The organism is Streptococcus sanguinis (assembly GCF_008329445.1).
In the GTDB taxonomy this organism is placed as follows: domain Bacteria; phylum Bacillota; class Bacilli; order Lactobacillales; family Streptococcaceae; genus Streptococcus; species Streptococcus sanguinis_O.
On sequence record NZ_VIBR01000001.1, the window covers coordinates 116970 to 140391 of the forward strand.

The 23422-nt window shown below is 41.0% G+C and carries 26 protein-coding genes; 20 read left to right on the top strand and 6 right to left on the bottom strand.

Annotation, left to right across the window (positions count from 1 at the left end; genetic code table 11):
* Positions 1 to 39: 39 nt before the first annotated feature.
* From FKX92_RS00590 to nth, 6 genes are all read left to right on the top strand, one after another.
* A complete protein-coding gene (locus FKX92_RS00590) occupies positions 40 to 393 on the top strand; it encodes an arsenate reductase family protein (RefSeq protein ID WP_111675476.1) in 354 nt (117 codons plus the stop codon).
* 154 nt (positions 394 to 547) lie between these two features.
* Positions 548 to 922: a TIGR04197 family type VII secretion effector gene (locus tag FKX92_RS00595; RefSeq protein ID WP_149565206.1), complete on the top strand. Its 375-nt coding sequence runs from the start codon at positions 548 to 550 to the stop codon at positions 920 to 922.
* Positions 919 to 1308, top strand: a complete 390-nt coding sequence (locus FKX92_RS00600; RefSeq protein WP_149565207.1) for a hypothetical protein — start codon at positions 919 to 921, stop codon at positions 1306 to 1308. The genes FKX92_RS00595 and FKX92_RS00600 overlap by 4 nt, the downstream gene beginning before the upstream one ends.
* Complete coding sequence (locus FKX92_RS00605; RefSeq protein ID WP_149565208.1) at positions 1298 to 2782, top strand: pre-toxin TG domain-containing protein; 1485 nt, start codon at positions 1298 to 1300, stop codon at positions 2780 to 2782. Before FKX92_RS00600 ends, FKX92_RS00605 begins: the two co-directional genes overlap by 11 nt.
* Before the next feature lie 6 nt (positions 2783 to 2788).
* Positions 2789 to 3244, top strand: coding sequence for a hypothetical protein (locus tag FKX92_RS00610; RefSeq protein WP_149565209.1), 456 nt, complete (start codon positions 2789 to 2791; stop codon positions 3242 to 3244).
* Positions 3245 to 3634: 390 nt separating this feature from the next.
* Positions 3635 to 4264, top strand: coding sequence for an endonuclease III (gene nth / locus FKX92_RS00615; protein WP_149565210.1), 630 nt, complete (start codon positions 3635 to 3637; stop codon positions 4262 to 4264).
* Positions 4265 to 4291: 27 nt separating this feature from the next.
* Here the strand turns inward: nth and FKX92_RS00620 are convergent, their stop codons facing one another.
* On the bottom strand, positions 4292 to 4678 hold the full coding sequence (locus FKX92_RS00620) for a bleomycin resistance protein (protein WP_149565211.1): 387 nt from the start codon (positions 4676 to 4678) through the stop codon (positions 4292 to 4294).
* Positions 4679 to 4689: 11 nt separating this feature from the next.
* Positions 4690 to 5517 carry an exodeoxyribonuclease III gene (locus tag FKX92_RS00625; RefSeq protein WP_125444656.1) on the bottom strand — a complete coding sequence of 276 codons (828 nt, stop codon included), beginning with the start codon at positions 5515 to 5517 and terminating at the stop codon, positions 4690 to 4692.
* Between the two features lie 139 nt (positions 5518 to 5656).
* Here FKX92_RS00625 and FKX92_RS00630 point away from each other — a divergent pair, with 139 nt between their 5' ends.
* From FKX92_RS00630 to lacG, 13 genes are all read left to right on the top strand, one after another.
* On the top strand, positions 5657 to 6112 hold the full coding sequence (locus FKX92_RS00630) for a DUF3290 family protein (protein WP_002897090.1): 456 nt from the start codon (positions 5657 to 5659) through the stop codon (positions 6110 to 6112).
* On the top strand, positions 6109 to 6741 hold the full coding sequence (locus tag FKX92_RS00635; protein WP_125444658.1) for a DUF421 domain-containing protein: 633 nt from the start codon (positions 6109 to 6111) through the stop codon (positions 6739 to 6741). The genes FKX92_RS00630 and FKX92_RS00635 overlap by 4 nt, the downstream gene beginning before the upstream one ends.
* A gap of 127 nt (positions 6742 to 6868) precedes the next feature.
* Complete coding sequence (metG, locus tag FKX92_RS00640; RefSeq protein ID WP_125444660.1) at positions 6869 to 8866, top strand: methionine--tRNA ligase; 1998 nt, start codon at positions 6869 to 6871, stop codon at positions 8864 to 8866.
* Between the two features lie 177 nt (positions 8867 to 9043).
* On the top strand, positions 9044 to 10309 hold the full coding sequence (locus FKX92_RS00645; RefSeq protein WP_125444661.1) for a DUF6287 domain-containing protein: 1266 nt from the start codon (positions 9044 to 9046) through the stop codon (positions 10307 to 10309).
* Positions 10310 to 10451: 142 nt separating this feature from the next.
* Positions 10452 to 11207: a DeoR/GlpR family DNA-binding transcription regulator gene (locus tag FKX92_RS00650; protein ID WP_149565212.1), complete on the top strand. Its 756-nt coding sequence runs from the start codon at positions 10452 to 10454 to the stop codon at positions 11205 to 11207.
* Positions 11208 to 11415: 208 nt separating this feature from the next.
* Positions 11416 to 11841 carry a galactose-6-phosphate isomerase subunit LacA gene (gene lacA, locus FKX92_RS00660; RefSeq protein WP_009659075.1) on the top strand — a complete coding sequence of 142 codons (426 nt, stop codon included), beginning with the start codon at positions 11416 to 11418 and terminating at the stop codon, positions 11839 to 11841.
* A 16-nt stretch (positions 11842 to 11857) separates the two neighbouring features.
* A complete protein-coding gene (gene lacB / locus FKX92_RS00665) occupies positions 11858 to 12373 on the top strand; it encodes a galactose-6-phosphate isomerase subunit LacB (RefSeq protein ID WP_002894723.1) in 516 nt (171 codons plus the stop codon).
* 12 nt (positions 12374 to 12385) lie between these two features.
* A complete protein-coding gene (locus FKX92_RS00670; protein ID WP_149565214.1) occupies positions 12386 to 13315 on the top strand; it encodes a tagatose-6-phosphate kinase in 930 nt (309 codons plus the stop codon).
* Between the two features lie 3 nt (positions 13316 to 13318).
* The gene (gene lacD / locus FKX92_RS00675) at positions 13319 to 14299 is read left to right on the top strand and encodes a tagatose-bisphosphate aldolase (protein WP_002903212.1); all 981 of its coding nucleotides are present in this window, start codon (positions 13319 to 13321) and stop codon (positions 14297 to 14299) included.
* A gap of 196 nt (positions 14300 to 14495) precedes the next feature.
* Positions 14496 to 15329 (top strand): PRD domain-containing protein, encoded by an 834-nt coding sequence (locus tag FKX92_RS00680; RefSeq protein WP_149565215.1) that lies wholly within the window; start codon positions 14496 to 14498, stop codon positions 15327 to 15329.
* Positions 15330 to 15377: 48 nt separating this feature from the next.
* Complete coding sequence (locus FKX92_RS00685) at positions 15378 to 15695, top strand: PTS lactose/cellobiose transporter subunit IIA (RefSeq protein ID WP_002894735.1); 318 nt, start codon at positions 15378 to 15380, stop codon at positions 15693 to 15695.
* The gene (locus FKX92_RS00690) at positions 15695 to 17401 is read left to right on the top strand and encodes a lactose-specific PTS transporter subunit EIIC (RefSeq protein WP_149565216.1); all 1707 of its coding nucleotides are present in this window, start codon (positions 15695 to 15697) and stop codon (positions 17399 to 17401) included. Before FKX92_RS00685 ends, FKX92_RS00690 begins: the two co-directional genes overlap by 1 nt.
* A 98-nt stretch (positions 17402 to 17499) precedes the next feature.
* Complete coding sequence (gene lacG, locus FKX92_RS00695) at positions 17500 to 18906, top strand: 6-phospho-beta-galactosidase (RefSeq protein ID WP_149565217.1); 1407 nt, start codon at positions 17500 to 17502, stop codon at positions 18904 to 18906.
* 54 nt (positions 18907 to 18960) lie between these two features.
* On the opposite strand, the gene FKX92_RS00700 is transcribed toward lacG, so the two are convergent.
* Both FKX92_RS00700 and FKX92_RS00705 read right to left on the bottom strand, forming a co-directional pair.
* Positions 18961 to 19170 (bottom strand): helix-turn-helix domain-containing protein, encoded by a 210-nt coding sequence (locus FKX92_RS00700; protein WP_002894739.1) that lies wholly within the window; start codon positions 19168 to 19170, stop codon positions 18961 to 18963.
* A 12-nt stretch (positions 19171 to 19182) separates the two neighbouring features.
* The gene (locus FKX92_RS00705; protein ID WP_149565218.1) at positions 19183 to 19710 is read right to left on the bottom strand and encodes a DUF2975 domain-containing protein; all 528 of its coding nucleotides are present in this window, start codon (positions 19708 to 19710) and stop codon (positions 19183 to 19185) included.
* 285 nt (positions 19711 to 19995) lie between these two features.
* Here FKX92_RS00705 and FKX92_RS00710 point away from each other — a divergent pair, with 285 nt between their 5' ends.
* On the top strand, positions 19996 to 20556 hold the full coding sequence (locus FKX92_RS00710; RefSeq protein WP_149565219.1) for a hypothetical protein: 561 nt from the start codon (positions 19996 to 19998) through the stop codon (positions 20554 to 20556).
* A 151-nt stretch (positions 20557 to 20707) separates the two neighbouring features.
* Here FKX92_RS00710 and FKX92_RS00715 read toward each other — a convergent pair whose 3' ends face one another.
* Positions 20708 to 21904, bottom strand: a complete 1197-nt coding sequence (locus tag FKX92_RS00715; protein WP_149565220.1) for a ferredoxin reductase family protein — start codon at positions 21902 to 21904, stop codon at positions 20708 to 20710.
* Positions 21905 to 22062: 158 nt separating this feature from the next.
* Positions 22063 to 23385, bottom strand: coding sequence for a DUF2974 domain-containing protein (locus FKX92_RS00720; protein WP_187759349.1), 1323 nt, complete (start codon positions 23383 to 23385; stop codon positions 22063 to 22065).
* Positions 23386 to 23422: the final 37 nt, after the last annotated feature.

Below are 23422 nucleotides of genomic sequence, written 5' to 3' on the forward strand. Positions count from 1 at the left end.
AGGAGCTAGCTGGGCTATCATAGGGACGGAGGAAAAACAATGTTACAATTTATCGAATACCCAAAATGCTCTACCTGCCGCAAGGCCAAGGCTGAGCTCAATCAATTAGGAGTGGATTTTGAGGCAGTGGATATTGTCCAAAATACACCTAGCCGGGACCAACTCCTAGACTGGATTCAGAACTCGGACTTTGAGATTAAGGCCTTTTTCAATACCAGCGGCCTCAAATACCGTGAGCTAGGTCTCAAAGAAAAAGTTCCGCATTTGACATCCCAGGAAGCTGCTGATTTATTATCGACAGACGGCATGTTGATTAAACGGCCGCTCTTGGTTCGAGATAACCAAATCTTGCAGATTGGCTACCGGAAGACGTATGAAGAGTTGGGGTTGTGAGAAGATAAGGCTTGAAAAAAAGTGGTTAAAAGTTTTTATTTTTGGACTGATATGATAGATGTTGCTCTTGAGTGTCAGAAATTACATTTTTTTGTTTTAATTCCAATAAGCAAAATAAATTTGAATAAATATTCAATGAAAGGATAAAAAAGAGATGGGGAATATACAAAGTGAGTTGCAAACTGCAGCTAATATAGCTGGACGGATTGTTGCAGCAGGAAATAGTATTTTAATATCTGGTCAAGTTACAAAAGATAGCACTAGTAGTTATCAAGGGAATACCACTGCAGGGAATTTATTAACCAATGAGGCGGTTATCGCTCAAAGTATTAGTACAAAAATTGGTGAATTTGTAAACTTGGTTCATAGTCTTGCACAAGAATTTGATGCTAAAGATTCTGATTTGAGTAAATTATTTGAAAATGGAGTGAATCTTAGAATGAGCGGTTATGGTCCTCAAATACAACCTTCTTCACCAGAAAATTTATTAAAAAACTCCCTTGAACAAAATATTGGAGACGGGGCATGAATGATAAGAAGGACAGTAAAAGAACTTGGGAACAAGTACGTGATGAAAAAATAGTTGTTCAGGAAAAGATATTTGATATACAAGATAAAAAAAGAAAAATAACAAACCTTGAACTGGAAATTGATACAAGATATTCTAATTCAACATTACTTCTAAATGAACTTCTATATTATAATCTATCCTATAAAGATGAAATTAATCGCCAAACTACCTTGGAACAACTGCAGCATACATCTGACTTATTGGTAAGCATAATTGAGAAAAATAAGAAGCTACTGCAGAAGGAAGAAACAGCTTTTGAAGAAAAACTAAAAAATCTAGAGCGAGAGCATAAGTTGATACATCTGGAGGAAGAGAAGTCCAGGAGGAAAAATTATGGGTATTAAAATGAGTTTGGGTTCTTCGGATACCCAAGCAACGACAGCTTCTAGCGTAGTAACAAGCAGAACGACGGCCTATCTTTCTGTTATTGCAGCCTTGGAAGTTTTTATAGGTGCAAGTAATCTGCAAGGAACCGCTTATAGCGGAGCCAAAGCTTATGCTGGAAATATTCTTATTCCTTTATTGAAAAGCGCAATTATGTTCTCGGAAGAGCTATCATCTGGAACAAGTAGTCTGCCAACTACCTACCGTTCAGATGTTGGGCAAGAGGACTTAGATGAAGAAACACTTGAAGCGCAAATCACTGCTCAAGATGGAATTATTGAAAATTATAATGCAATTATTTCTGAGGTAACAAAACTTGGATTAAAAGATTCTGTCGCTGGTTTGCAAGAAATAAAGCAGAATCTGCAGTCGGTTCAAACATTAAGAGATAGTTATCAGGAAAAATTGACTAAGCTCAGAAATTTTGCAGCGGGTTCAGCAACTCTATTGTCTGGAGCTGAGAATATGTATTCGTCTGTGATGCAAGGATTAACGATGATCGATGCAGATTTTAAGGGGTTCAATGGTAGCTTTCATTCTGCACCAACAGATTGGTCCCAAAATATTCAAAGCTCTTGGGGAGTCAGAAATAAAGCTACTAATCTATCTAAAAAATCTCAAAGTCTAGAGGAATTGCAAAGGTTGATTGAACGAGCGAATCAAGGAGATTCAGACTCTATTGATAAACTTATAGCTGCCTATGATTATAAAAATGCAGTAGGGACAGCCCCAATTTTGACAGATGAGGAAAAGCAAGTTAGGAATGCAGAAGTATGGAAAAGAACGGAAGAATTTGGTAAAAATTTACTAGGTGAATTTACTGGAATTTATGATATTAAACGACTGATAGACGGAAAAGATCCTGTTACTGGTGAGGATGCTAATCGCTTTGAAGCTGGTGTTTGGACACTCATGAATCTCATCCCAATTGCTAAGGGGGCAGGTAAAGTCGCCAAAGCAGTTGATACTGTTGGCGATGTGGCAAAAGTAGTAGATAAGATAGATGATGTAGTAGATGCAGCTAAGGCAGTGGATAAGACTACAGATACTGCAAAGGTTGTTGATAAAATCCAAGATATTGGAAAAACTGCAGATACATCGAAAGATGTAGCTAAAAGTGGTGATGTTATTTCTAAAAATATACAAGCTTCTGAATTAACGATGACAGAAACAGTCAAAAATCATGCAAATGATGTTATTAAACGCGGCAAATACGTAGGCGATAAAGCTAGGCCATTCGTTGATAATGCTGGGACAGATTTAATTATTCAAGAAATTATCGATGGTGGTATCCCTGTAAAAGATAAGTACTTACCAAATGGTTGGCGTTGGGAAGTGAAGGGATCATTTAATGGAAGAAGCAATGGTATTTGGGAATTAGTTGTTGATTTAGATACAAATCAAATTGTACACTTTAACTTTATTAATAGGTAGGAAAATATGTTTAAAATAATAAAAAAAGAGTATTATCAGCAAGAGGAGTTAATATATAAAACAGATACAAAGGAATTAATAGCTACTCCAACAATAACTAGCGATATTACTTTTAGTTTTATATATTTATTTTTAGGTTTTAATTCAGAAAATATGGAATCCACCCAACTTTGGGGGTATCATAACGACTTTTCTTGGATAAAAAGAAGTTTGGTGCCTCCTAAATCTGATAAAGGTGTTATTGTTGTTACAGATAATGATATTAATGGGGGAGATAGTTTTCGCATTGACTATGCTTACAATTGGGAAACGTATTATGATGAGCAATCAGGTTGGATTAAAATCGGCTCTGAAATTTTAAGGGAAGATCTTAACTATGTTGAATTTTTCAGAAATACTATTGCTGGTATTGATTGGTACGGCAATATCCAAGAATTTTGGCTCAAACCTAAATTTAAATGATATGAAACTAATATAGTGTTTCCTAGAATCTGGATTTCCTTGTGACGAATACTTGATCCTCTATTTCGAACTGGTTGACAGGTTTGTCTTGGTTACAGATTGGCATCTATACTTTTTTTCAAAGATTATGATTTCTTTTTGATTGATGATGAAGAAGAATAGTAAACCTTTAAATGGTAAGTAACTCCTTCCTGTTGGAATTAGGTATAAGGAGTATCAAGTGGGATGGAAAGAATATACAAGATGTTATGATTTTTCTTTTAGGGAATGTACTTCGAGTAGATTGTATGATCGAATTTGAGTTAGAAAGCGTGGCTGAAGAAGCTCCTAATGACATTAAAAAGCTTTTCATGATATAATAAATCTATCTCAATCTTAGAAAGAAGAATCATGGTTTTATCAAAAAAACGGGCTCGTCATGTGATTGAAGAGATTATTGCTCTTTTCCCTGACGCCAAGCCCAGTCTGGATTTTCGCAATCACTTTGAGCTTTTGGTAGCGGTCATGCTGTCGGCTCAGACGACAGATGCTGCGGTCAATAAGGCAACGCCAGCTCTGTTTGAAGCCTATCCAAGTCCTCAAGACATGGCTGCGGCTTGTGAAGCAGACATTGCTAAATACATCTCCCGCCTAGGCCTCTACCGCAACAAGGCCAAGTTTTTGAAGAAATGCGCCCAGCAGCTTTTGGACGACTTTGATGGCCAAGTACCACAAACGCGGGCGGAATTGGAAAGTCTAGCTGGTGTTGGTCGCAAGACGGCCAATGTGGTCATGAGTGTGGGCTTTGGTATTCCAGCCTTTGCTGTTGATACCCATGTGGAGCGCATCTGCAAGCACCATGATATCGTTAAAAAGTCGGCAACGCCACTGGAAGTAGAAAAGCGAGTTATGGATGTCCTTCCACCGGAACGTTGGCTGCCTGCCCATCAGGCAATGATTTACTTTGGACGTGCCATCTGCCATCCTAAAAATCCCGAGTGCGAACACTATCCGCAACTTTATGACTTTAAAGACATTTAAAAAGCGAGGTCTAATGACTTCGCTTTCTTATTCACTAAATCTTAAAAAATAACCATCTGGATCCAAAACCGCAAATTCATGGGGATAAATAAAGCTATCTCCCACTCGAAATTCCCTTTTTGTCAAGGGCCGATGGATGGGATAGCCAGCTTCCAGCAGTTTTTGGTGGAGCTGAGGGACATCTTCAATGCCAAAGGAAATATTGACACCGCGTCCGAAAGGATAAGTCAGTTGGGCTAATTCTTCTGCGCTGCCTTCTTCTAGCATAAGTTGGCAGTCTTCAAGTGAGAGGAAGAGAAATTTCTCCTCTGGACGCTCGTATTCGACAGAGAATCCTAGCAGGTCGCAGTAGAAGTGGCGTGATTTTTCGATGTCAGATACTACAAATTCAGGAATGACAGCTTGATAGTCCATTCGTTTTCTCCTTAGAGTTCAATCTCCATGACAATGGGTGTGTGGTCTTGGCGCGCACCGGAGTCAATCATATCAGACTTGGTCACTTTGTCAGCCACGCGGTTGCTGGTCAACCAGTAGTCGATTCTCCAGCCTGTATTGTTGATTTTAGAAGTCTTGCTGCGTTGCGCCCACCAAGTGTATTGGTTAGGAATATCGCCGTGCAAGTGACGGAAGGTATCGGTAAAGCCTTTAGCTAGCAGGTTGGTGAAGCCAGCACGTTCTTCGTCAGTAAAGCCTGGTGAACGGCGGTTGCTGGCTGGATTGGCCAAGTCGATTTCTTTGTGGGCCACATTGTAGTCGCCAGTAGCGAGGACTGGTTTTTGTCCATCTAGTGTTGCCAAGTATTCAGCGTATTTGGCATCCCAGACTTGACGGTCTTCTAAGCGTTTGAGTCCATCACCAGCATTAGGCGTATAAACTTGAGTGACAAAGAAACCGTCAAATTCTAGCGTAATGATGCGACCTTCAACATCCATGGTTGACGGAGCGCCGATTTCTGGGAAGGTTACGGTTGGTGTCAGTTCTTTTTTGTAGAGGAACATGGTTCCTGCATAGCCTTTGCGGGCCGGCTCTTGAGAGGAGCGCCAAGTGTTTTCATAGTCTGGGAAAAGATCTGTCAATATCTCCAAGTGCTTTTTTGTTGGGCCAGTCGCAGACAGTTTTGTTTCCTGAATGGCGATGATATCTGCATCTTCTGCTTGCAAGGTTTGAAGGACGGCCTGAGAAAGCTGAGCGCGTGCAGAATCACTGGTTAATGCAGCGTTTAAAGAATCAATATTCCAAGAAATGAGTTTCATAAAATTTCCTTTTCTAGTAAAATTTCCTGAGTTTATTATAACAAAATTTAGGACTGATTTATAGCAAAGTGATTGTAAGAAAGCTTGAAATAAGATGAAAATTTTTCTATAATAGAGCGAGAAAAAATAGGGGGAAGCCATGAAATTCTATTCTTATGATTATGTTTTGAGTCAGATTAGTCAGCAAAACTGGGTGACTGTTGCACTTTCTGTCTTGTTGCTGCTTGTGACAGGATTTTTTGCTTTTAAGGCCTATCGCAATAAGCGTGATTCAAAATTCCGGGAACTAGCCATCATTTCTGTTTTGGCTTTGGTGGCCATGGTCTTGATTGGCATTAGCAATTTTCAGACTGACCAAGACTCTAACAACCAGTTTCAAACCTCTCTGCATTTTATTGAGGTCATTTCAGAAGACTTGGGTGTAGATAAGTCGGAGGTCTATGTCAATACTTCAGCCGCGACGGATGGAGCGATTTTGAAGGTCGGAAAGAACTTTTATCGGGCTATGAGCGGTAGTGAGCCGGATAAATATCTGCTTGAAAAAATTGACTTGCATAAGACGACAGATATCGAAATAGTGGAGGTTGAAAAATGACATTGAATTTTCTTGAAATCCTAATTAAACTAGCGCTGGGGCTTTTCTCACTAGTTTTTGTCATCAACGTGACGGGAAAAGGCAATCTGGCGCCTAATTCAGCGATCGACCAGATTCAAAACTATGTTCTTGGTGGTATTATTGGTGGGGTGATTTATAATAGCTCCATTAATATTCTTCAGTATGCAGTCATTCTCATCATGTGGACCATCTTGGTTTTAAGCCTGAAGTGGCTCAATAACAATGTCCGTGCGGTTAAGCATTTGATTGATGGTAAGCCGACAACGTTGATTAAGCATGGAGAACTGAGTCCTGAAGCCTGCCGTTCTGTTGGTCTTTCAGCAGCAGATGTAGCTTTGAAGCTACGCAGCCAAGGTATTTTTCAGCTCAAGCAGGTCAAACGGGCGGTTATAGAGCAAAACGGCCAGCTGATTATTGTACAAGCTGGTGAAGAGAATCCTAAATATCCCCTTATCACAGATGGTGTTGTCCAGATTGATATTCTGGAGTCTATTGACAAAACAGAAGACTGGCTGGTGGAGAGGCTAGCTAAAGATGGATACACCGATATTTCAAATATCTTTATCGCTGAGTATGAAAGTGGCAACTTGAATGTTGTGACCTATTAAACCTAGAATATTTTCTAGGTTTTTTAATTGATTTGAATGTTAATGAATGTCTTTTCGCAAACTTAACAAAATATGATATAATGAAGTGCTACTAAAAAAGGTTTCATTAGCCTTGAAAGGATTAAAAATGACTGAAAAACAATCGTTTTATATTACAACCCCTATCTACTATCCGAGCGGTAAACTCCACATCGGGTCTGCCTATACGACCATTGCATGTGATGTGTTGGCTCGCTACAAGCGTCTCATGGGCTACGATGTTTTCTACCTGACCGGTCTTGACGAGCATGGACAGAAGATTCAGGCTAAGGCAGAAGAAGCTGGCATCAGTCCTCAAGCTTATGTCGATGGTATGGCAGTTGGAGTCAAGGAACTTTGGAAGCTGTTGGATATTTCTTATGATAAATTTATCCGGACGACCGATGACTACCATGAAAAGGTTGTAGCCGATGTCTTTGAACGACTCTTAGCTCAAGATGATATCTACTTGGGTGAATATTCAGGCTGGTATTCTGTATCAGATGAGGAATTTTTTACCGAAAGCCAGTTGGCAGAAGTCTTCCGTGATGAAAATGGAAAAGTAACTGGTGGAATCGCACCGTCTGGACACGAAGTAGAGTGGGTATCAGAAGAGTCTTATTTCCTTCGCCTCAGCAAGTACCAAGACCGCTTGGTAGAATTTTTCAAATCTCATCCAGACTTTATTACGCCGGATGGACGTCTCAATGAAATGCTGAAAAACTTCATTGAGCCAGGTCTGGAAGACTTGGCCGTATCTCGGACGACCTTTACTTGGGGCGTGCCTGTGCCATCTAATCCTAAACACGTTATTTATGTCTGGATTGATGCACTACTCAACTATGCGACAGCACTTGGCTACGGTCAGGATAATCATGCTAACTACGATAAATTCTGGAATGGAACAGTCTTCCACATGGTGGGCAAGGACATTCTGCGTTTCCACTCTATCTACTGGCCAATCCTGCTCATGATGCTGGATATTAAGCTGCCCGACCGCTTGATTGCTCACGGTTGGTTTGTCATGAAGGATGGCAAGATGTCCAAGTCTAAGGGCAATGTGGTCTATCCCGAAATGCTGGTAGAAAGCTATGGTTTGGATGCCCTGCGTTATTACCTCATGCGTAGCCTTCCAGTTGGTTCAGACGGAACCTTTACTCCTGAGGACTATATAGGTCGTATCAACTATGAGCTAGCTAATGACCTTGGAAACTTGCTCAACCGTACGGTTTCCATGATTAACAAGTACTTTGACGGTCAAGTGCCAGCCTATGAAGAAAATGTGACGGATTTTGACGGACCTCTGGCTCAGGTGGCATCTGAATCCATCGCTGACTACTACAAACACATGGATGCAGTAGACTACCCACGCGCCCTAGAAGCAGTCTGGACGCTCATCTCCCGCACCAATAAATACATCGATGAAACTGCTCCTTGGGTATTAGCTAAGGATGAAGCCAAGGTCAAAGAGTTGGCAGCGGTTATGAGCCACTTGACAGCGAGCCTTCGTGTTGTGGCCCACATGATTGAGCCTTTCATGATGGAAACGAGCAAGGCTGTCCTCAGCCAACTTGGCTTGCCTCAAGCAACTTCGCTGGAAAATCTAGCAATTGACCAGCTTCCAGCAGGTCTGACAGTCGTAGAGAAAGGGACGCCAATCTTCCCACGTCTGGATATGGAAGAAGAAATTGCCTATATCAAGGGACAAATGGAAGGCAACAAACCTGAGGTTGAAAAAGAATGGAATCCAGAAGAAGTCGATCTCAAACTTAACCGCAAGGAAATCAAGTTTGACGACTTTGATAAGGTAGAAATCCGTGTCGCAGAAGTCAAAGAAGTGTCTAAAGTTGAAGGCTCAGATAAGCTTCTTCAATTCCGCTTGGATGCAGGTGACGGTGAGGACCGCCAAATCATTTCTGGTATTGCTAAGTACTATCCAAATGAGCAAGAACTGGTCGGTAAAAAAGTCCAAATCGTAGCCAACCTCAAACCGCGCAAAATGATGGGCCGCATCAGCCAAGGTATGATTCTATCAGCCGAGCACGGCGACCAACTGACTCTCCTTACTGTGGATGAAAAAGTCCCAAATGGAAGTTTGATTGGATAACAAGCTTTGATCTAATGACAATCCCCCAACAGGAGGCTGCTGGGGGATTTATTAGTACTTACCATTTAGAAATAACTCATATATTTATTTTAAGGATTTACAATTCTAATTCAAAAAGTTATAATGACATTGGTTTTGTAAGGGAGTTAAAAATTACTAAATAAATCGGAGAGAAATATGAGAAAAAGTTACAGGGGAACAAATAGAGTTAAAAAACAGAAATTTATATTTTGGGGTTCTATTATTTTTATAACTATCCTAGGCTTAGTTTGTTTTTTTGTCTATAAGCAATATAGTTCGAAAAATACTAAAGAAGTTATCGAAAATGCATATAGTTCAGATAAGGTTGATATTACAGGGGAGTATATTTCTAATACCGGCAGTAAAGCTATAATTAGTTCCCTTGACCATAAGTGGAAAATAGACTATCAAACCTCCGATGGTATGGTTTCTGGTATTTTTGAGACTAGTTGGAAAGAAGAGGAAAAGAAAAAAACCTCCACTAGCAAAATGAAAAAATCTGATGGTTATGATAGTTTTAAGATTACTATTGAAGTATTTGATGACAAATCTAAACTTGTTACAGTTACTTTATCTGATGGAGATTTAAAGCATGAAATGATATTTTCTAATCAAAATGATTTCTTTAAATCAGATAATGCCAAAGCCCAGGACTTAGTACTCAAGGGGAACTTATCTTCATTTGACGGTGTTTATTCCAATGACGATTTGGAACAATCAATAGCTGATTCAGGATTTACTTTATATGCTTATAAGCCTGAAGATTATTTTCAAAATCGAACCAGTGTATTCCCAAGGATTACTGGAAAAGGCAATGATTGGAATTTTTGGAGTGGCTCTTCTCATATGCAATATAAGTTGAATGAGAATAAACTGCCTAGAAAAATAGGAGATTATTATGAAGCATATTTTATTGGAGTAAACCAAATAGCTGTAGAGGGTAAAGAAATTTCAGTGTTTTTGGTTCCAGAAAATATTGAGGGACCAAATGGAGATATTAGTTCAGAAAAAAGAATAATATTTGGTCAAACAAATCAAATTAGTTTTAGAGAATACCAAGATAAGTGGTGGGAAAAATATACTACTGACTCAGTAGAGAAACAAGATTTGGACGTTGAAGCCATTATGAAAGGTGATTATGCGACTTTAGCAGGTGTCTGGAAAAACGGAGAAGGTCTGGAGATAATTATAACCGCAGATGGAAAAACGAACAGAAATGAGAGTATCACACCAAATTCGATTTCCAATTCCAAGTTTCCAACACTCAACATTCGGTCAGGGAATTCAGGGGCTATGATTGCTTTATTTAAAATAGGCTTTAGAAATCCGTATGGTGATCAATCTGATAGTAGTAGACCGAGATTAGTTTTTGGTCAGAATATCGGAAATGTCCCTGCTGATCAATACTACTATAAACAGTAGGAAATATTAAAAATCCGAGAACAGCAATAGTTACTGTTCTCGGATTTTTGTATCACATTTTGTTTAAAACAAACAAATAATATGGAAAAAAACAGAAAAATGAGTTATAATAAACAAAACTAGAGTGTAGAGAGGGAATAGTATGGGTAAAAATCAGAGACAGGACGAAATAGTTAAGCTGGTGGATCGAGCTGGGACAGTGACGGTTGCTGAGATTGTAGAGAGTATGAAGGTCTCAGATATGACAGTTCGGCGGGATTTGATCGAGCTGGAAAGTAAAGGGCTGCTGACTCGTGTTCACGGTGGGGCTAAGAGTAATCAGCACCTCAAGTACAGAGAAATCCCTCATGAAGAGAAACTTTATCAGAATATCGAGGCAAAGCGGACTGTTGCCAAGAAGGCTGTGGAGCTGATTGAAGATGGCGATACTATTTTTCTTGGGCCGGGAACTTCTGTAGAGGTGCTGGCTGAGGAAATCAGCAATCAGCACCTGCGCGTGATTACCAACTGTCTGCCGATTTTCCACGATCTTTTGAAGAAGAAGTCGGATACCTTCAAAGTCTTTCTTCTTGGTGGGGAGATGCGGGAAGCAACTCAAGCCTTTGTTGGCGAGATGACCAATGCCATCATGGATAAAATGTACTTTACTAAGATGTTTTTCAGTGGCAATGGTATCAAAAACGGGCAGATTATGACCTCTTCTTTTGAAGAGGCCTATACTCAGAAGTTAGCTTTGGAGCGCTCGACAGAGACCTACCTACTGATTGATTCTTCTAAGATTGGCAAGGAAGATTTCACTTCTATCTGTCCTTTGGCTTATATTACAGCTGTTATCACAGACCAGATGTCTGAAAATGCTCAGGAAGAACTAGAAGTTTATACCAAGATTATTTCCTAGTTTATTTTAAATGGATGAAAAAATTATCAAAAAGCTCTTTTTAGGGCTTTTTTTGTTTATTTTAATCATCTTTGAAAAAATATTGATTAAAATAAACAAAAATCTGTTGACAAATAACTTTTAAAGGAGTATAGTATGCTTATAGGAAACAGAAAGTGTTTTTTATAAACAATATTCTGTGTAAAAAATCAAACAAAGGAGAATGCTCATGGCAATTATTATTGGAGCAGATGCTGCTGGAAGCAAGCTAAAAGATGTGGTCAAGGATTTTCTCGTCGGAGAAAACTTTGAAGTGGTGGATGTGACGAAAGAAGGTCAGGATTTTGTTGATGTGACCCTTGCAGTTGCAGCTGAGGTGAATAAGCAAGAGGAAAATCTTGGTATTGTCATCGATGCTTATGGGGCTGGCCCATTCATGGTAGCGACCAAAATCAAAGGCATGGTCGCAGCGGAAGTTTCAGACGAACGCTCTGCCTACATGACTCGCGGCCATAACAACTCTCGCATGATTACGATGGGAGCTGAAATCGTTGGTGAAGGGCTGGCTAAGAACATTGCCAAAGGCTTTGTCAATGGTAAATACGACGGCGGCCGCCACCAAATCCGGGTCGACATGCTCAACAAGATGTGCTAAGAAAAGGAGAAATCAAATGAAAATTGCAATTGGATGTGACCATATCGTTACCAATGAAAAAATGGCAGTCTCAGATTTTCTAAAATCAAAAGGCTATGAAGTTCTTGATTTTGGTACTTATGACCATACTCGTACTCACTACCCAATCTTTGGTAAAAAAGTAGGGGAAGCAGTCGTTAGTGGTCAAGCGGATCTTGGTGTTTGTATTTGCGGTACAGGAGTCGGTATCAACAACGCTGTAAATAAGGTGCCTGGTGTTCGTTCGGCTTTGGTACGCGACATGACTTCAGCTCTCTATGCTAAAGAAGAACTCAATGCTAATGTTATCGGTTTTGGCGGTAAAATTACTGGTGAGCTCCTCATGTGTGATATCATTGAAGCTTTCATCCATGCGGAGTACAAGCCGACTGAAGAAAATAAAAAATTGATCGCAAAAATTGAGCACGTTGAGACTCACAATGCTCATCAAACAGATGCCAACTTCTTTACAGAATTTCTTGAAAAATGGGATCGTGGAGAGTACCACGACTAGTGAGGTAGCCAGATGATTCTTACAGTGACCATGAATCCTTCTATCGATATTTCCTATCCCTTAGAAGAATTGAAAATTGATACTGTTAATCGTGTTTCGGAAGTCAGTAAAACAGCGGGCGGCAAGGGTCTCAACGTAACCAGGGTCTTGGCAGAAATTGGAGACAATGTTGCTGCGACAGGACTGATTGGTGGGACTAATGGTGAATTTCTCTTGCAGAATCTTCATAAAGCTGTGCGGCCATTATTTTATAATATTTCGGGAGATACTAGAAACTGTATTGCTATCTTACACGAAGGTAAGCAAACAGAAATCCTAGAAGCCGGTCCGACTATTACAGCAGATGAGGCAAATGGTTTTTTACATCATTTTAAATCATTAATGGAATCAGCTGAGGTAGTTAGTATCTCGGGAAGTCTACCAGCCGGTTTACCTGTTGAATATTATATTCAATTGGTTGAAATTGCTAATCAAGCTGGCAATAAGGTGGTGCTGGATTGCTCTGGGGCAGCTCTGGAAGCTGTGCTCAAATCAGATATCAAACCAACTGCCATCAAGCCTAATAATGAGGAACTTTCTCAGTTATTGGGTCGCGAAGTTTCAAAAGATTTGGATGAATTAAAAGCTGTCCTTTCAGAACAGCTATTTGAAGGAATCGAGTGGATTATCGTATCTCTTGGTGCAGACGGAGCTTTTGCTAAGCACTGGGATACTTTCTATAAAGTAGATATTCCTAAAATCCAAGTGGTCAATCCAGTTGGCTCTGGGGACTCAACTGTTGCAGGGATTTCTTCGGCCTTGAGTCATCAAGCGGATGCTGTCTCCCTGCTCAAAAAGGCAAATGTTCTCGGCATGCTCAATGCCCAAGAAAAAATGACAGGTCATGTCAACGTTGAAAACTACGACGGCCTATACAATCAAATCACAGTAAAAGAGGTATAAAGAATGGTATTAACAGAACAAAAACGCAAGTACATGGAAAAACTTTCTGATGAAAATGGCATCATTTCTGCCTTGGCATTTGACCAACGCGGTGCTTTGAAACGCCTCATGGCTCAACACCAGGAAGCAGAACCAACAGTAGCTCAAATGGAAGAACTGAAAGTTTTGGTTGCAGAAGAGCTGACTCCTTATGCTTCATCTATGCTGCTGGATCCTGAGTATGGCCTGCCTGCTACAAAAGCTCTGGACAAGAATGCTGGCTTGTTATTGGCCTATGAAAAGACAGGCTATGATACTTCTAGTACCAAGCGCCTGCCAGACTGTCTGGATGTTTGGTCTGCAAAACGCATCAAAGAACAAGGTGCGGATGCGGTGAAATTCCTTCTTTACTATGATGTAGACAGCTCAGAAGAACTCAACCAGCAAAAGCAGGCTTATATCGAGCGTGTGGGTTCTGAGTGTGTGGCAGAAGATATTCCTTTCTTCCTTGAAATCTTGGCTTACGATGAAAAGATTGCGGATGCTTCCAGCGCTGAATACGCGAAAGTAAAACCTCACAAGGTTATCGGTGCCATGAAGGTCTTCTCAGATCCACGTTTCAACATTGATGTCTTGAAAGTGGAAGTTCCAGTCAATGTTAAATACGTTGAAGGCTTTGGTGACGGTGAAATCGTTCATACACGTGAACAAGCTGCAGCTTTCTTCAAGGAACAGGATGAGGCGACTAACCTGCCATACATCTACTTGAGTGCGGGTGTATCAGCTAAACTTTTTCAAGAAACACTTGTCTTTGCTCATGAGTCAGGTGCTAACTTCAACGGCGTTCTTTGTGGCCGTGCGACTTGGGCTGGTAGCGTTAAAGACTACATTGAGCAAGGTGAAGAAGCAGCTCGCAAGTGGCTTCGTACAACAGGATTTGAAAATATTGATGAACTCAACAAGGTTCTTCAAAAAACAGCTACCTCTTGGAAAGAAAGAGCCTAAAATTTGTTAAAAAATAAATAAAGTAAGGGTTTACATTCTGAGACTGATATGCTATAATGAAATCAGAAATTGAATAGGGTGAGCGTTACTAAGTCAAATTAGGCGTGACCACAAATAAATTGAGGGAAGATATAGCCTCGGTTTGTTTGTGGTCTTTTTGTTTTGCCAGAACCCTAGAAAATGAAGAGGAGGAGATATGTATCGAATCATACATCCTATGAACAACAATGTTGCTCTAGCCAAACATGAAAATGGTGAAGAGGTTGTTCTGATTGGCAGTGGCATAGCTTTTAATAAAAAGAAGGGTGATATCGTTCTGGAAAGTAAGATTGAGAAAATCTTTCGCCTAAGAACGGAAGAGTCTAAAGAAAACTTTGTAGCCTTGCTCAAAGATGTTCCACTGGACTTTATCACAGTGACCTATGATGTGATTGACACCCTTTCTAAGAAGTATGATTACCCTGTCCAGGACTATATCTATGTCACGCTGACGGATCACATCTACTGTTCTTATCAGGCTGTGCAGCAGGGGAGGTACAAGGAGAGTGACCTGCCAGATGCTTCGGACAAATACCCTGTCCCTTATCAGATTGCTCAGGAAGCGGTAGCGATATACCGCGAGCGGTTGTTAGATCATTTCCCTAGCGACGAGGTCAATCGTATTGCCTATCACTTTATCAATGCTGAAGGGGAGACTAATCCCGAGGGGCAAAGTCACTTGGGCAAGCGAAAAGATATTCTGGCTGCAGTTGAAGCAGAGCTGAAGAAAAATGGCATTAAAAGAAGTGCAGAAAACAGCAATTTTTATGACCGTTTTATGATTCACCTGAACTACTTTTTAGACTATCTGGACAGAAGCCGTGATGACAATGTTTCCCTGCTGGAAATGGAAAGTCAGATCCAGATGACCTATCCTCAAGCCTATCAGGTCGGAAGTGATATTTACCACATCATTGCCCAGAAGACGGGAATTGATCTCTACCGCAGCGAACGGGTCTACCTGGTGCTGCATATTCAACGCCTTTTATAATAGAAAATAATAATAAAATTTTACACAAGAATACAAGGAGGAACTCTCATGAACAGAGAAGAAGTAACATTGCTCGGTTTTGAAATTGTAGCCTACGCTGGTGACGCTCGCTCCAAGCTCCTAGAAGCTTTGAAAGCAGCAGAAGCTGGGGATTTTGCTAAGGCAGATGCCTTGGTAGAAGAAGCCAATGGCTGTATCGCTGAAGCTCACCATGCTCAGACCAGTCTCTTGACAAAAGAAGCTGCTGGTGAGGACTTGGCTTACAGTGTGACCATGATGCACGGCCAAGATCACTTAATGACTACTATCTTGCTAAAAGACATGATGCACCATTTGATTGAACTATACAAAAGAGGAGTAAAATAATGAACAAACTCATCGGACTTATTGAGAAAGGGAAGCCTTTCTTTGAGAAGATCTCTCGGAATATCTATCTCCGTGCTATTCGGGATGGTTTTATCGCTGGTATGCCAGTTATCCTCTTCTCTTCTATCTTTATCTTGATTGCCTATGTGCCAAATGCTTGGGGCTTCCACTGGTCTAAGGACATTGAAACTTTCTTAATGACCCCTTATAGCTATTCGATGGGGATTCTGGCTTTCTTTGTGGGTGGGACCACTGCCAAGGCTTTGACAGACTCTGTCAACCGTGTTCTGCCTGCTACAAACCAGATCAACTTCTTGTCTACTATGCTGGCTTCTATGGTCGGCTTCCTCCTCATGGCGGCTGAGCCTGCCAAGGAAGGTGGCTTCCTGACTGCCTTCATGGGAACCAAAGGTCTTTTGACAGCTTTCATCGCAGCCTTTGTTACGGTTAATGTCTACAAGGTTTGTGTGAAAAATAATGTCACCATTCGCATGCCAGAAGAAGTTCCACCAAATATCTCGCAAGTATTTAAAGACTTGATTCCATTTACTGTCTCAGTCGTTCTGCTCTACGGCTTGGAACTGCTTGTTAAAGCAAGTCTGGGAGTAACAGTTGCTGAATCCATTGGAACGCTTCTTGCTCCGCTCTTCTCAGCAGCTGACGGCTATCTGGGAATTACTCTTATCTTTGGCGCTTATGCTTTCTTCTGGTTCGTGGGAATTCACGGTCCGTCTATCGTTGAGCCTGCCATTGCTGCCATTACTTATGCCAATATCGATGCCAACTTGGCTCTAGTTCAAGCTGGTCAGCATGCGGATAAGGTCATCACTTCTGGTACTCAAATGTTCATCGTTACCATGGGTGGTACTGGTGCGACCTTGATTGTTCCATTCCTCTTCATGTGGATCTGTAAGTCCGAGCGTAACCGTGCAATTGGACGGGCATCTGTTGTTCCAACTTTCTTCGGTGTCAATGAGCCAATTCTCTTTGGTGCTCCAATCGTACTGAATCCGATTTTCTTCATTCCATTTATCTTTGCACCTATCGCAAACGTATGGATTTTCAAATTCTTTGTTGATACTTTGAACATGAACTCCTTCTCAGCCAACCTTCCTTGGGTGACACCTGGACCTCTGGGAATTGTGCTGGGTACCAACTTCCAGCTTCTGTCCTTTGTTCTTGCAGCTCTTCTTGTCGTAGTGGATGTGATTATTTACTATCCATTTGTCAAGGTTTATGATGAACAAATCTTAGAAGAAGAACGTTCTGGCAAATCTAATGATGCTCTTAAAGAAAAAGTAGCAGCTAACTTTAATACTGCTAAAGCGGACGCTATCCTTGAAAAAGCAGGTGTGGATGAAGAAGCTCCAGCGCAAAACAATATTAGCGAAGAAACCAATGTTCTGGTGCTCTGTGCAGGCGGTGGGACTAGCGGATTGCTGGCTAACGCTTTGAATAAAGCAGCAGCTGAATACAATGTTCCTGTCAAAGCAGCAGCGGGTGGATACGGTGCTCACCGTGAAATGCTGCCTGAGTTTGACCTGGTTATCCTTGCTCCTCAAGTTGCCTCCAACTTTGAAGACATGAAGGCGGAAACTGATAAATTGGGTATCAAGCTGGCTAAGACTGAAGGTGCCCAATACATCAAACTAACCCGTGATGGTAAAGGAGCACTGGCCTTCGTTCAGGAGCAATTCAACAACTAATTTGTTAGTTCATTTGAGGTGAAGCAAAGTTCAATTCCCCTGTTATTCACCTATTTACTTACTTGTTTCACCTCAAAGGCTATTGAAAGGAAAATAAGATGACAAAAAGCTTACCTAAAGATTTTATTTTCGGTGGTGCCACAGCAGCCTATCAAGCTGAGGGAGCAACCCACACAGATGGAAAAGGACCTGTTGCCTGGGATAAATACCTAGAGGATAACTACTGGTACACGGCAGAACCTGCCAGCGACTTTTACCACAAGTACCCTGTGGATCTGAAATTGGCTGAAGAGTATGGTGTTAATGGCATTCGAATCTCCATCGCTTGGTCACGGATTTTCCCGACAGGCTATGGCGAGGTCAATCCAAAAGGTGTGGAATTTTACCATAATCTTTTCGCAGAATGCCACAAGCGTCATGTAGAACCTTTTGTGACCCTTCACCACTTTGATACACCAGAGGATCTCCATTCAAATGGCGATTTCCTCAATCGGGAAAATATTGAGCACTTTGTGGACTATGCGGCTTTCTGTTTTGAAGAATTTCCAGAAGTTCGCTATTGGACAACTTTCAACGAAATTGGTCCTATTGGTGACGGGCAGTACTTGGTCGGCAAATTCCCGCCGGGGATTCAGTATGACTTGGCCAAGGTTTTCCAATCCCATCACAACATGATGGTCTCTCATGCCCGTGCCGTTAAGCTCTATAAGGACAAGGGCTACAAGGGTGAAATTGGTGTCGTTCATGCACTTCCGACAAAATATCCTTACGATCCAGAAAATCCAGCAGATGTCAGAGCAGCAGAGTTGGAAGATATTATTCATAACAAGTTCATCCTAGATGCGACTTATCTGGGGCACTATTCAGATGTAACTTTGGCAGGAGTAAATCATATCCTTAAGGTCAATGGTGGCCAGCTGGATCTACGAGATGAAGACTTTGCGGCTTTAGAAGCAGCTAAAGACCTCAATGACTTCCTTGGCATCAACTACTATATGAGTGATTGGATGCGCGACTTTGACGGTGAAACAGAAATTATCCATAACGGAAAAGGCGAAAAGGGAAGCTCTAAGTACCAGATTAAGGGAGTAGGGCGCAGAGAATCTCCAACCCATATACCAAAAACTGATTGGGATTGGATTATCTATCCGCAAGGTCTTTATGATCAAATCATGCGGATTAAGAAGGATTATCCCAACTACAAGAAGATTTATATCACAGAAAATGGTCTGGGTTATAAAGATGAATTTGTGGACAATACAGTTTACGACGATGCTCGCATTGACTACGTCAAGCAGCATCTGGAAGTTTTATCCGATGCGATTGCGGACGGGGCTAATGTCAAGGGCTACTTTATCTGGTCTCTGATGGATGTCTTTTCTTGGTCTAACGGTTATGAAAAGCGTTACGGCTTATTCTACGTAGACTTCGAAACGCAGGAACGCTATCCGAAGAAATCCGCTCACTGGTATAAGAAACTAGCCGAAACACAAATGATTGAATAGGCAAATAAAAACTCCCGTCCTAGCTGAATGGAATCGGCTAGGACGGGAGTTTTTTTATTCTTCATCATCTGTAAATTCTAGGATGTCTCCAGGCTGGCAATCAAGGGCCTGACAGATAGCATTGAGGGTGCTAAATCGGATAGCCTTGGCCTTGCCCGTTTTGAGAATGGAAAGGTTGGCGTTTGTGATACCGATGATATCGGCCAGTTCACCCAGTTTCATCTTTTTCTTGGCCAGCTGGACATCAAGATTAACGATAATCATGATAGCAGCCTCCTAGATGGTAAATTCATTTTCTTCAGCTATATCAATCCCCTTTTCCAGAATTTTCATCATCAGCCAAATAATCAGAGCACCCAAGAGAGGTGTAAAGCTCATACTGGCGTTAAAAGAGAAGGGGAGAGCGATGGGATTGCCTGATGCAGCAACCTTAACGGAAAGAAAGGTCAGAGCCAGAAAGACTTTCCATGCCTTATCAGCTAGTTGCGTGTTTGATGAATCAAAAATCTTTCCACTAATCAAATTTTTGACGAAATTACGAGCAAGATAGATGAGATAAATAGTCAAAGAGGCTGTGAGAAGATTTATAACAAAGGCTAGAATACTCCACCAATTTGAAAAATCAACTGAGGGCATAAATTGAACATTGAGCTTTATTCCCAACCTGTCGGAAAGACCGGTGTAAGAAATCACACTTAGGATAGTAAGAAACACCAAAATAGCAGCATAACCCACTATGATAAGGTTTAATAGAGTAACAATATCTTTGAGCAAAGAGTTATTTTTTAATTCAATCTTTTTCATGATGCTTACCTCTATCGAAAATCAGCCGGCAGTAGATTTTCTTTTCCTTTTATTCTTATTATAATCTATTTTTTATTGTATTTCAAGAAAAATATATCGAAAAACGATAAAAATATATACCCTTTTATCATAAAAGTAGTTGCTTGTTTTTAATACTATAAAGTTTTCAAATTAATTCAAGGAGGAAAAATAGGAATTTTTGATTTCTTTAAAAAACAGTCAGATTTTTGACAGCACTTTAGTTTTATTCTATAATGAAATTACTTTTTATTTAAGGAGACAAAAATGAAAAAAATTTTTTCAGCCAGCGTGGCTCTTTTAGCAGCAGTTACCTTAGCAGCATGTTCAAATAATCATTCATCCGTTACTTCTAAATCTTCAGAAAGCAAGGCTGCTTCTAGCTCAGTTAAAAAGTCTTCAAAATCAAGCAGTAAAGCAAGTAACTCAAGCAGTTCAAGTACTTCGTCAAGTGCCAATTTAGAAACGCCTGACTTTGTCTTGGTTACAGACGAAGAAATCGCTAACGCAACAACAATTGCTGACTTGAAAACCGTGTACAATAAGCTTGCGGATAATTACATCAAATATAGTGGAGAAATTAGAGAAAAACTCCCTGAGTCTGAAAGAGCAGATTTTGACAAAGAAGCGGAAGAAGGTTTGAAAGCTTTTGAGGAATCAAAACAGACTCTTAGTGATCAATTATCTCAGTATGGTTCAGATGATTTAGAAGTTCCAGCAGAGGTACGGGATCCGTTCCTGCAAAACTTAAAAGAGAAACGTGATAAACTGGTAAATGTTTTGAAAATGTCTTATCTGTTTGTTTCAAATATGCCTAAAAAACAGTAATATCAGCTATTGAAATTGTTCCTTATTCTCTGGAGAAGATTCTTCCGAATTAGGTAGACTTTCGAAGCTGTATCATGGTTCATTTCAATTTATTACTAGACAATAAAACATCAGGGGCAACCTTATCGTTGCTCCTGATGTTTTATACTCTTTATTTAAATTTAAAGCCTTCATAGACCAGATCTGCTTTAGGATTGGTCTTTTTAAATTCGTTGGCTAGTTTATCCATCATCTTGACAGGTCCGCACATGAAGACCGTGGTTTGGTCGTCCAAAGGATAATTCTTGAAGTCCAAATAGCCAGAGACCTTGCTATCGACCAAATGAAGGTCAAACTGCGGATTCTTGGCTGCGTAGTCTTTGAGTAGGTTTAGGTAAACAGCATTTTCTGCTCCGGTATAAGCATAGTAGAAGCTGACTGGACGATTCAGCTTAGGATTTTCACGGATATAGGAGATGAAGGGCGTAATGCCAATCCCACCAGCAATCCAGATTTGTTTTTCCTGCCCTTGGTCAAGAATCATGTGGCCATAAGCTCGGTCAATGGTGACCTTAGTTCCCTCTTGGATCTTGTCATACAGTTTCTTAGTGTGGTCACCAGAGTTCTTGATGGTAAAGTAGACGATATTGTCATGGCCGCCAGAGATAGAGAAGGGATGTGGCGCTTTTTCAAATCCCTCTTGGAAAATCTTGACAAAGGCAAACTGCCCATACTGGTAGTCTAGCTTTTGACTAAGCTGGATCTTCAACTCCACGGTATCGTGGTTCAGCCGTTTGACCTGAGTGATTTTTCCCAGATGTCGAAAGGCCAAACTTTGATAGAGGAAGATGATATAAAAGCCAGAAGCTAAACCGATGATAGCGTAGAATCCGACTATGAAGCCCAGCAAGGTCGGTGTTAGGAGTCGACTGCCCATCAGCATATAAGCGTGAAAGAGGCCAAAGATATAGGCCAGATACACAAAGCGGTGAATCCAGCGCCAAGCCTCATATTTGATGTGCTTGCCGAGATAGGCCACCAGAACAATGCTGACAAAGAGATAGATGCCGACATTCCCAAGCTGGGCTGCCAGATGAGATCCCCATAGACTGCCGCCCATGGCAACATTGTGGAGAGCGAGCAGGACGACGGAAAAGATAGCTGTAAACTTATGATAGGCGTACATCTTTTCGATGCCATGGAACCATTTTTCCAAAAGGGCGTTCCGAGTCGCAAGTAAAAAGGTCAGCGAGAGGGTAGTCAAGGCCAGACCGGGTACGATAAAGTTGGTCATCCCAGCTGAAGCCCAAGCATAGATGGTCAGGATTATGCTGACAGCGATAAGAGCGATTCCTTTGATAGATTTCATGATGGTTTCCTTTCTGATTTTTATTACTACTTAGTTGTAAATGTTTTTGTTACATTTTAACAAAGAAAAAACAAGCTGTCAAGATAAGAGCCTGTTTTGTTTTTGGTATGGATAGGTCAATTCTTCCGTTAGACAAGCTATAGAAGAGATTTGTGATTTTACTCGTGAACTTCTGTAGCAGTCTCTTCCACTTTATCAGTCTCAGACTGGCCGAAAGGCAACTGCTTACTCCAGCGTGATAGATTTTCTCGAATATCTTTGCCAATTTCAGAAAGATTAGGTATGCTAATGTCATCCTTCCAGCTTTGAACACGCATATTCAGCAGGAGCTTGGACAAGCGCAGCAGCATGTCACGTTCTTGGTTTGTTAGGGATTGAGCATTTTTCAGGATATCGAGGACTTTGTTAAAGTTTTCAACATTGGACAGTTCGTCGACAGACTGGATACCAGCATCCAAAATCAGTCCGAAAAAGAGGTCGAAAAAGTCTTTAAGTTCTTCATCTGAAACGGAGCTCACCCAATTTTTAAACGTTTTGTCAATCTGCAGGCTCTCTGCATCTAGTGTATCCAGCAATAGGAAAGAGTCTCCTTTGATCTTCCACGAAAAGGTATCGTGCTGGGCAAAGCCGCCGATGGCACTGCTTTTAACAATCCTAGCTTCCTTAGGTGTTTCCAGCATCATGCCGACGATGGAGTTCTGAGGCAGGTAGCGTTTCATCCTTTCAACCATGGCCTGATAGCCATTACTTTCGGTGACAGAGTGATTGAGGCCAGGAGAGTCATAGCTGTAGATGGCTTCAATACGGTCTTGAAGCGACGTTTCCATCTGACTGGCTGCATAGGATGCTAGATTTCCTCCTTTGGAATGACCGGTTAGGATAAAGTTACCAGGCAGATTTTCTAAGGCTTTCTGCAGATAGCGGGCGGCCATTTTCTGAGCAGGGATTTGAGCCATATAGGTCATGTGGAAGTCTTCCTTCCAGCCGACAATGGAGTCGTCCGTTCCGCGAAAGACCAGGACATAGGTATCGGGCTTGATTTTGAAAATCAAGGCAGCGAATTGCTTCTGGATATCTTGGTCAATGTCATTGACATAGCCCATCAGTTTTAGATTTTTAAAGCGGGTAGAGGCTGCGGCCAAATCTAGCAGTTTTAGTCGGTTTTTGCTAACCATCATGGAGAGGTCGCGCGGTACTTGGTCGGCCAAATCCAGCAGTCGGCAGTCGCAGTAGGGGGACATGTCCTCGTGCACTAGTTGGTCAAAAGGCAAGTAGGTCATCTCTGTCAGAATTAGCAAATCCAGTTCATTGAAAGGTTTATCATAAATGCTGTCATGCTGAACTTCTTCAAGGTAAGTAAAAATATTGCTCATGTTATATCTCCAATTTCTACTAGTTAGTATAGCATATTTTTCTGATAGAATTTCTATTTTCCAGAAAAATCCTACCTTAGACTGAGGATGATAAACAAGCAATCGCATTTTTTGGTATAATGTTACTAGCAAGCAATCGGGAGGG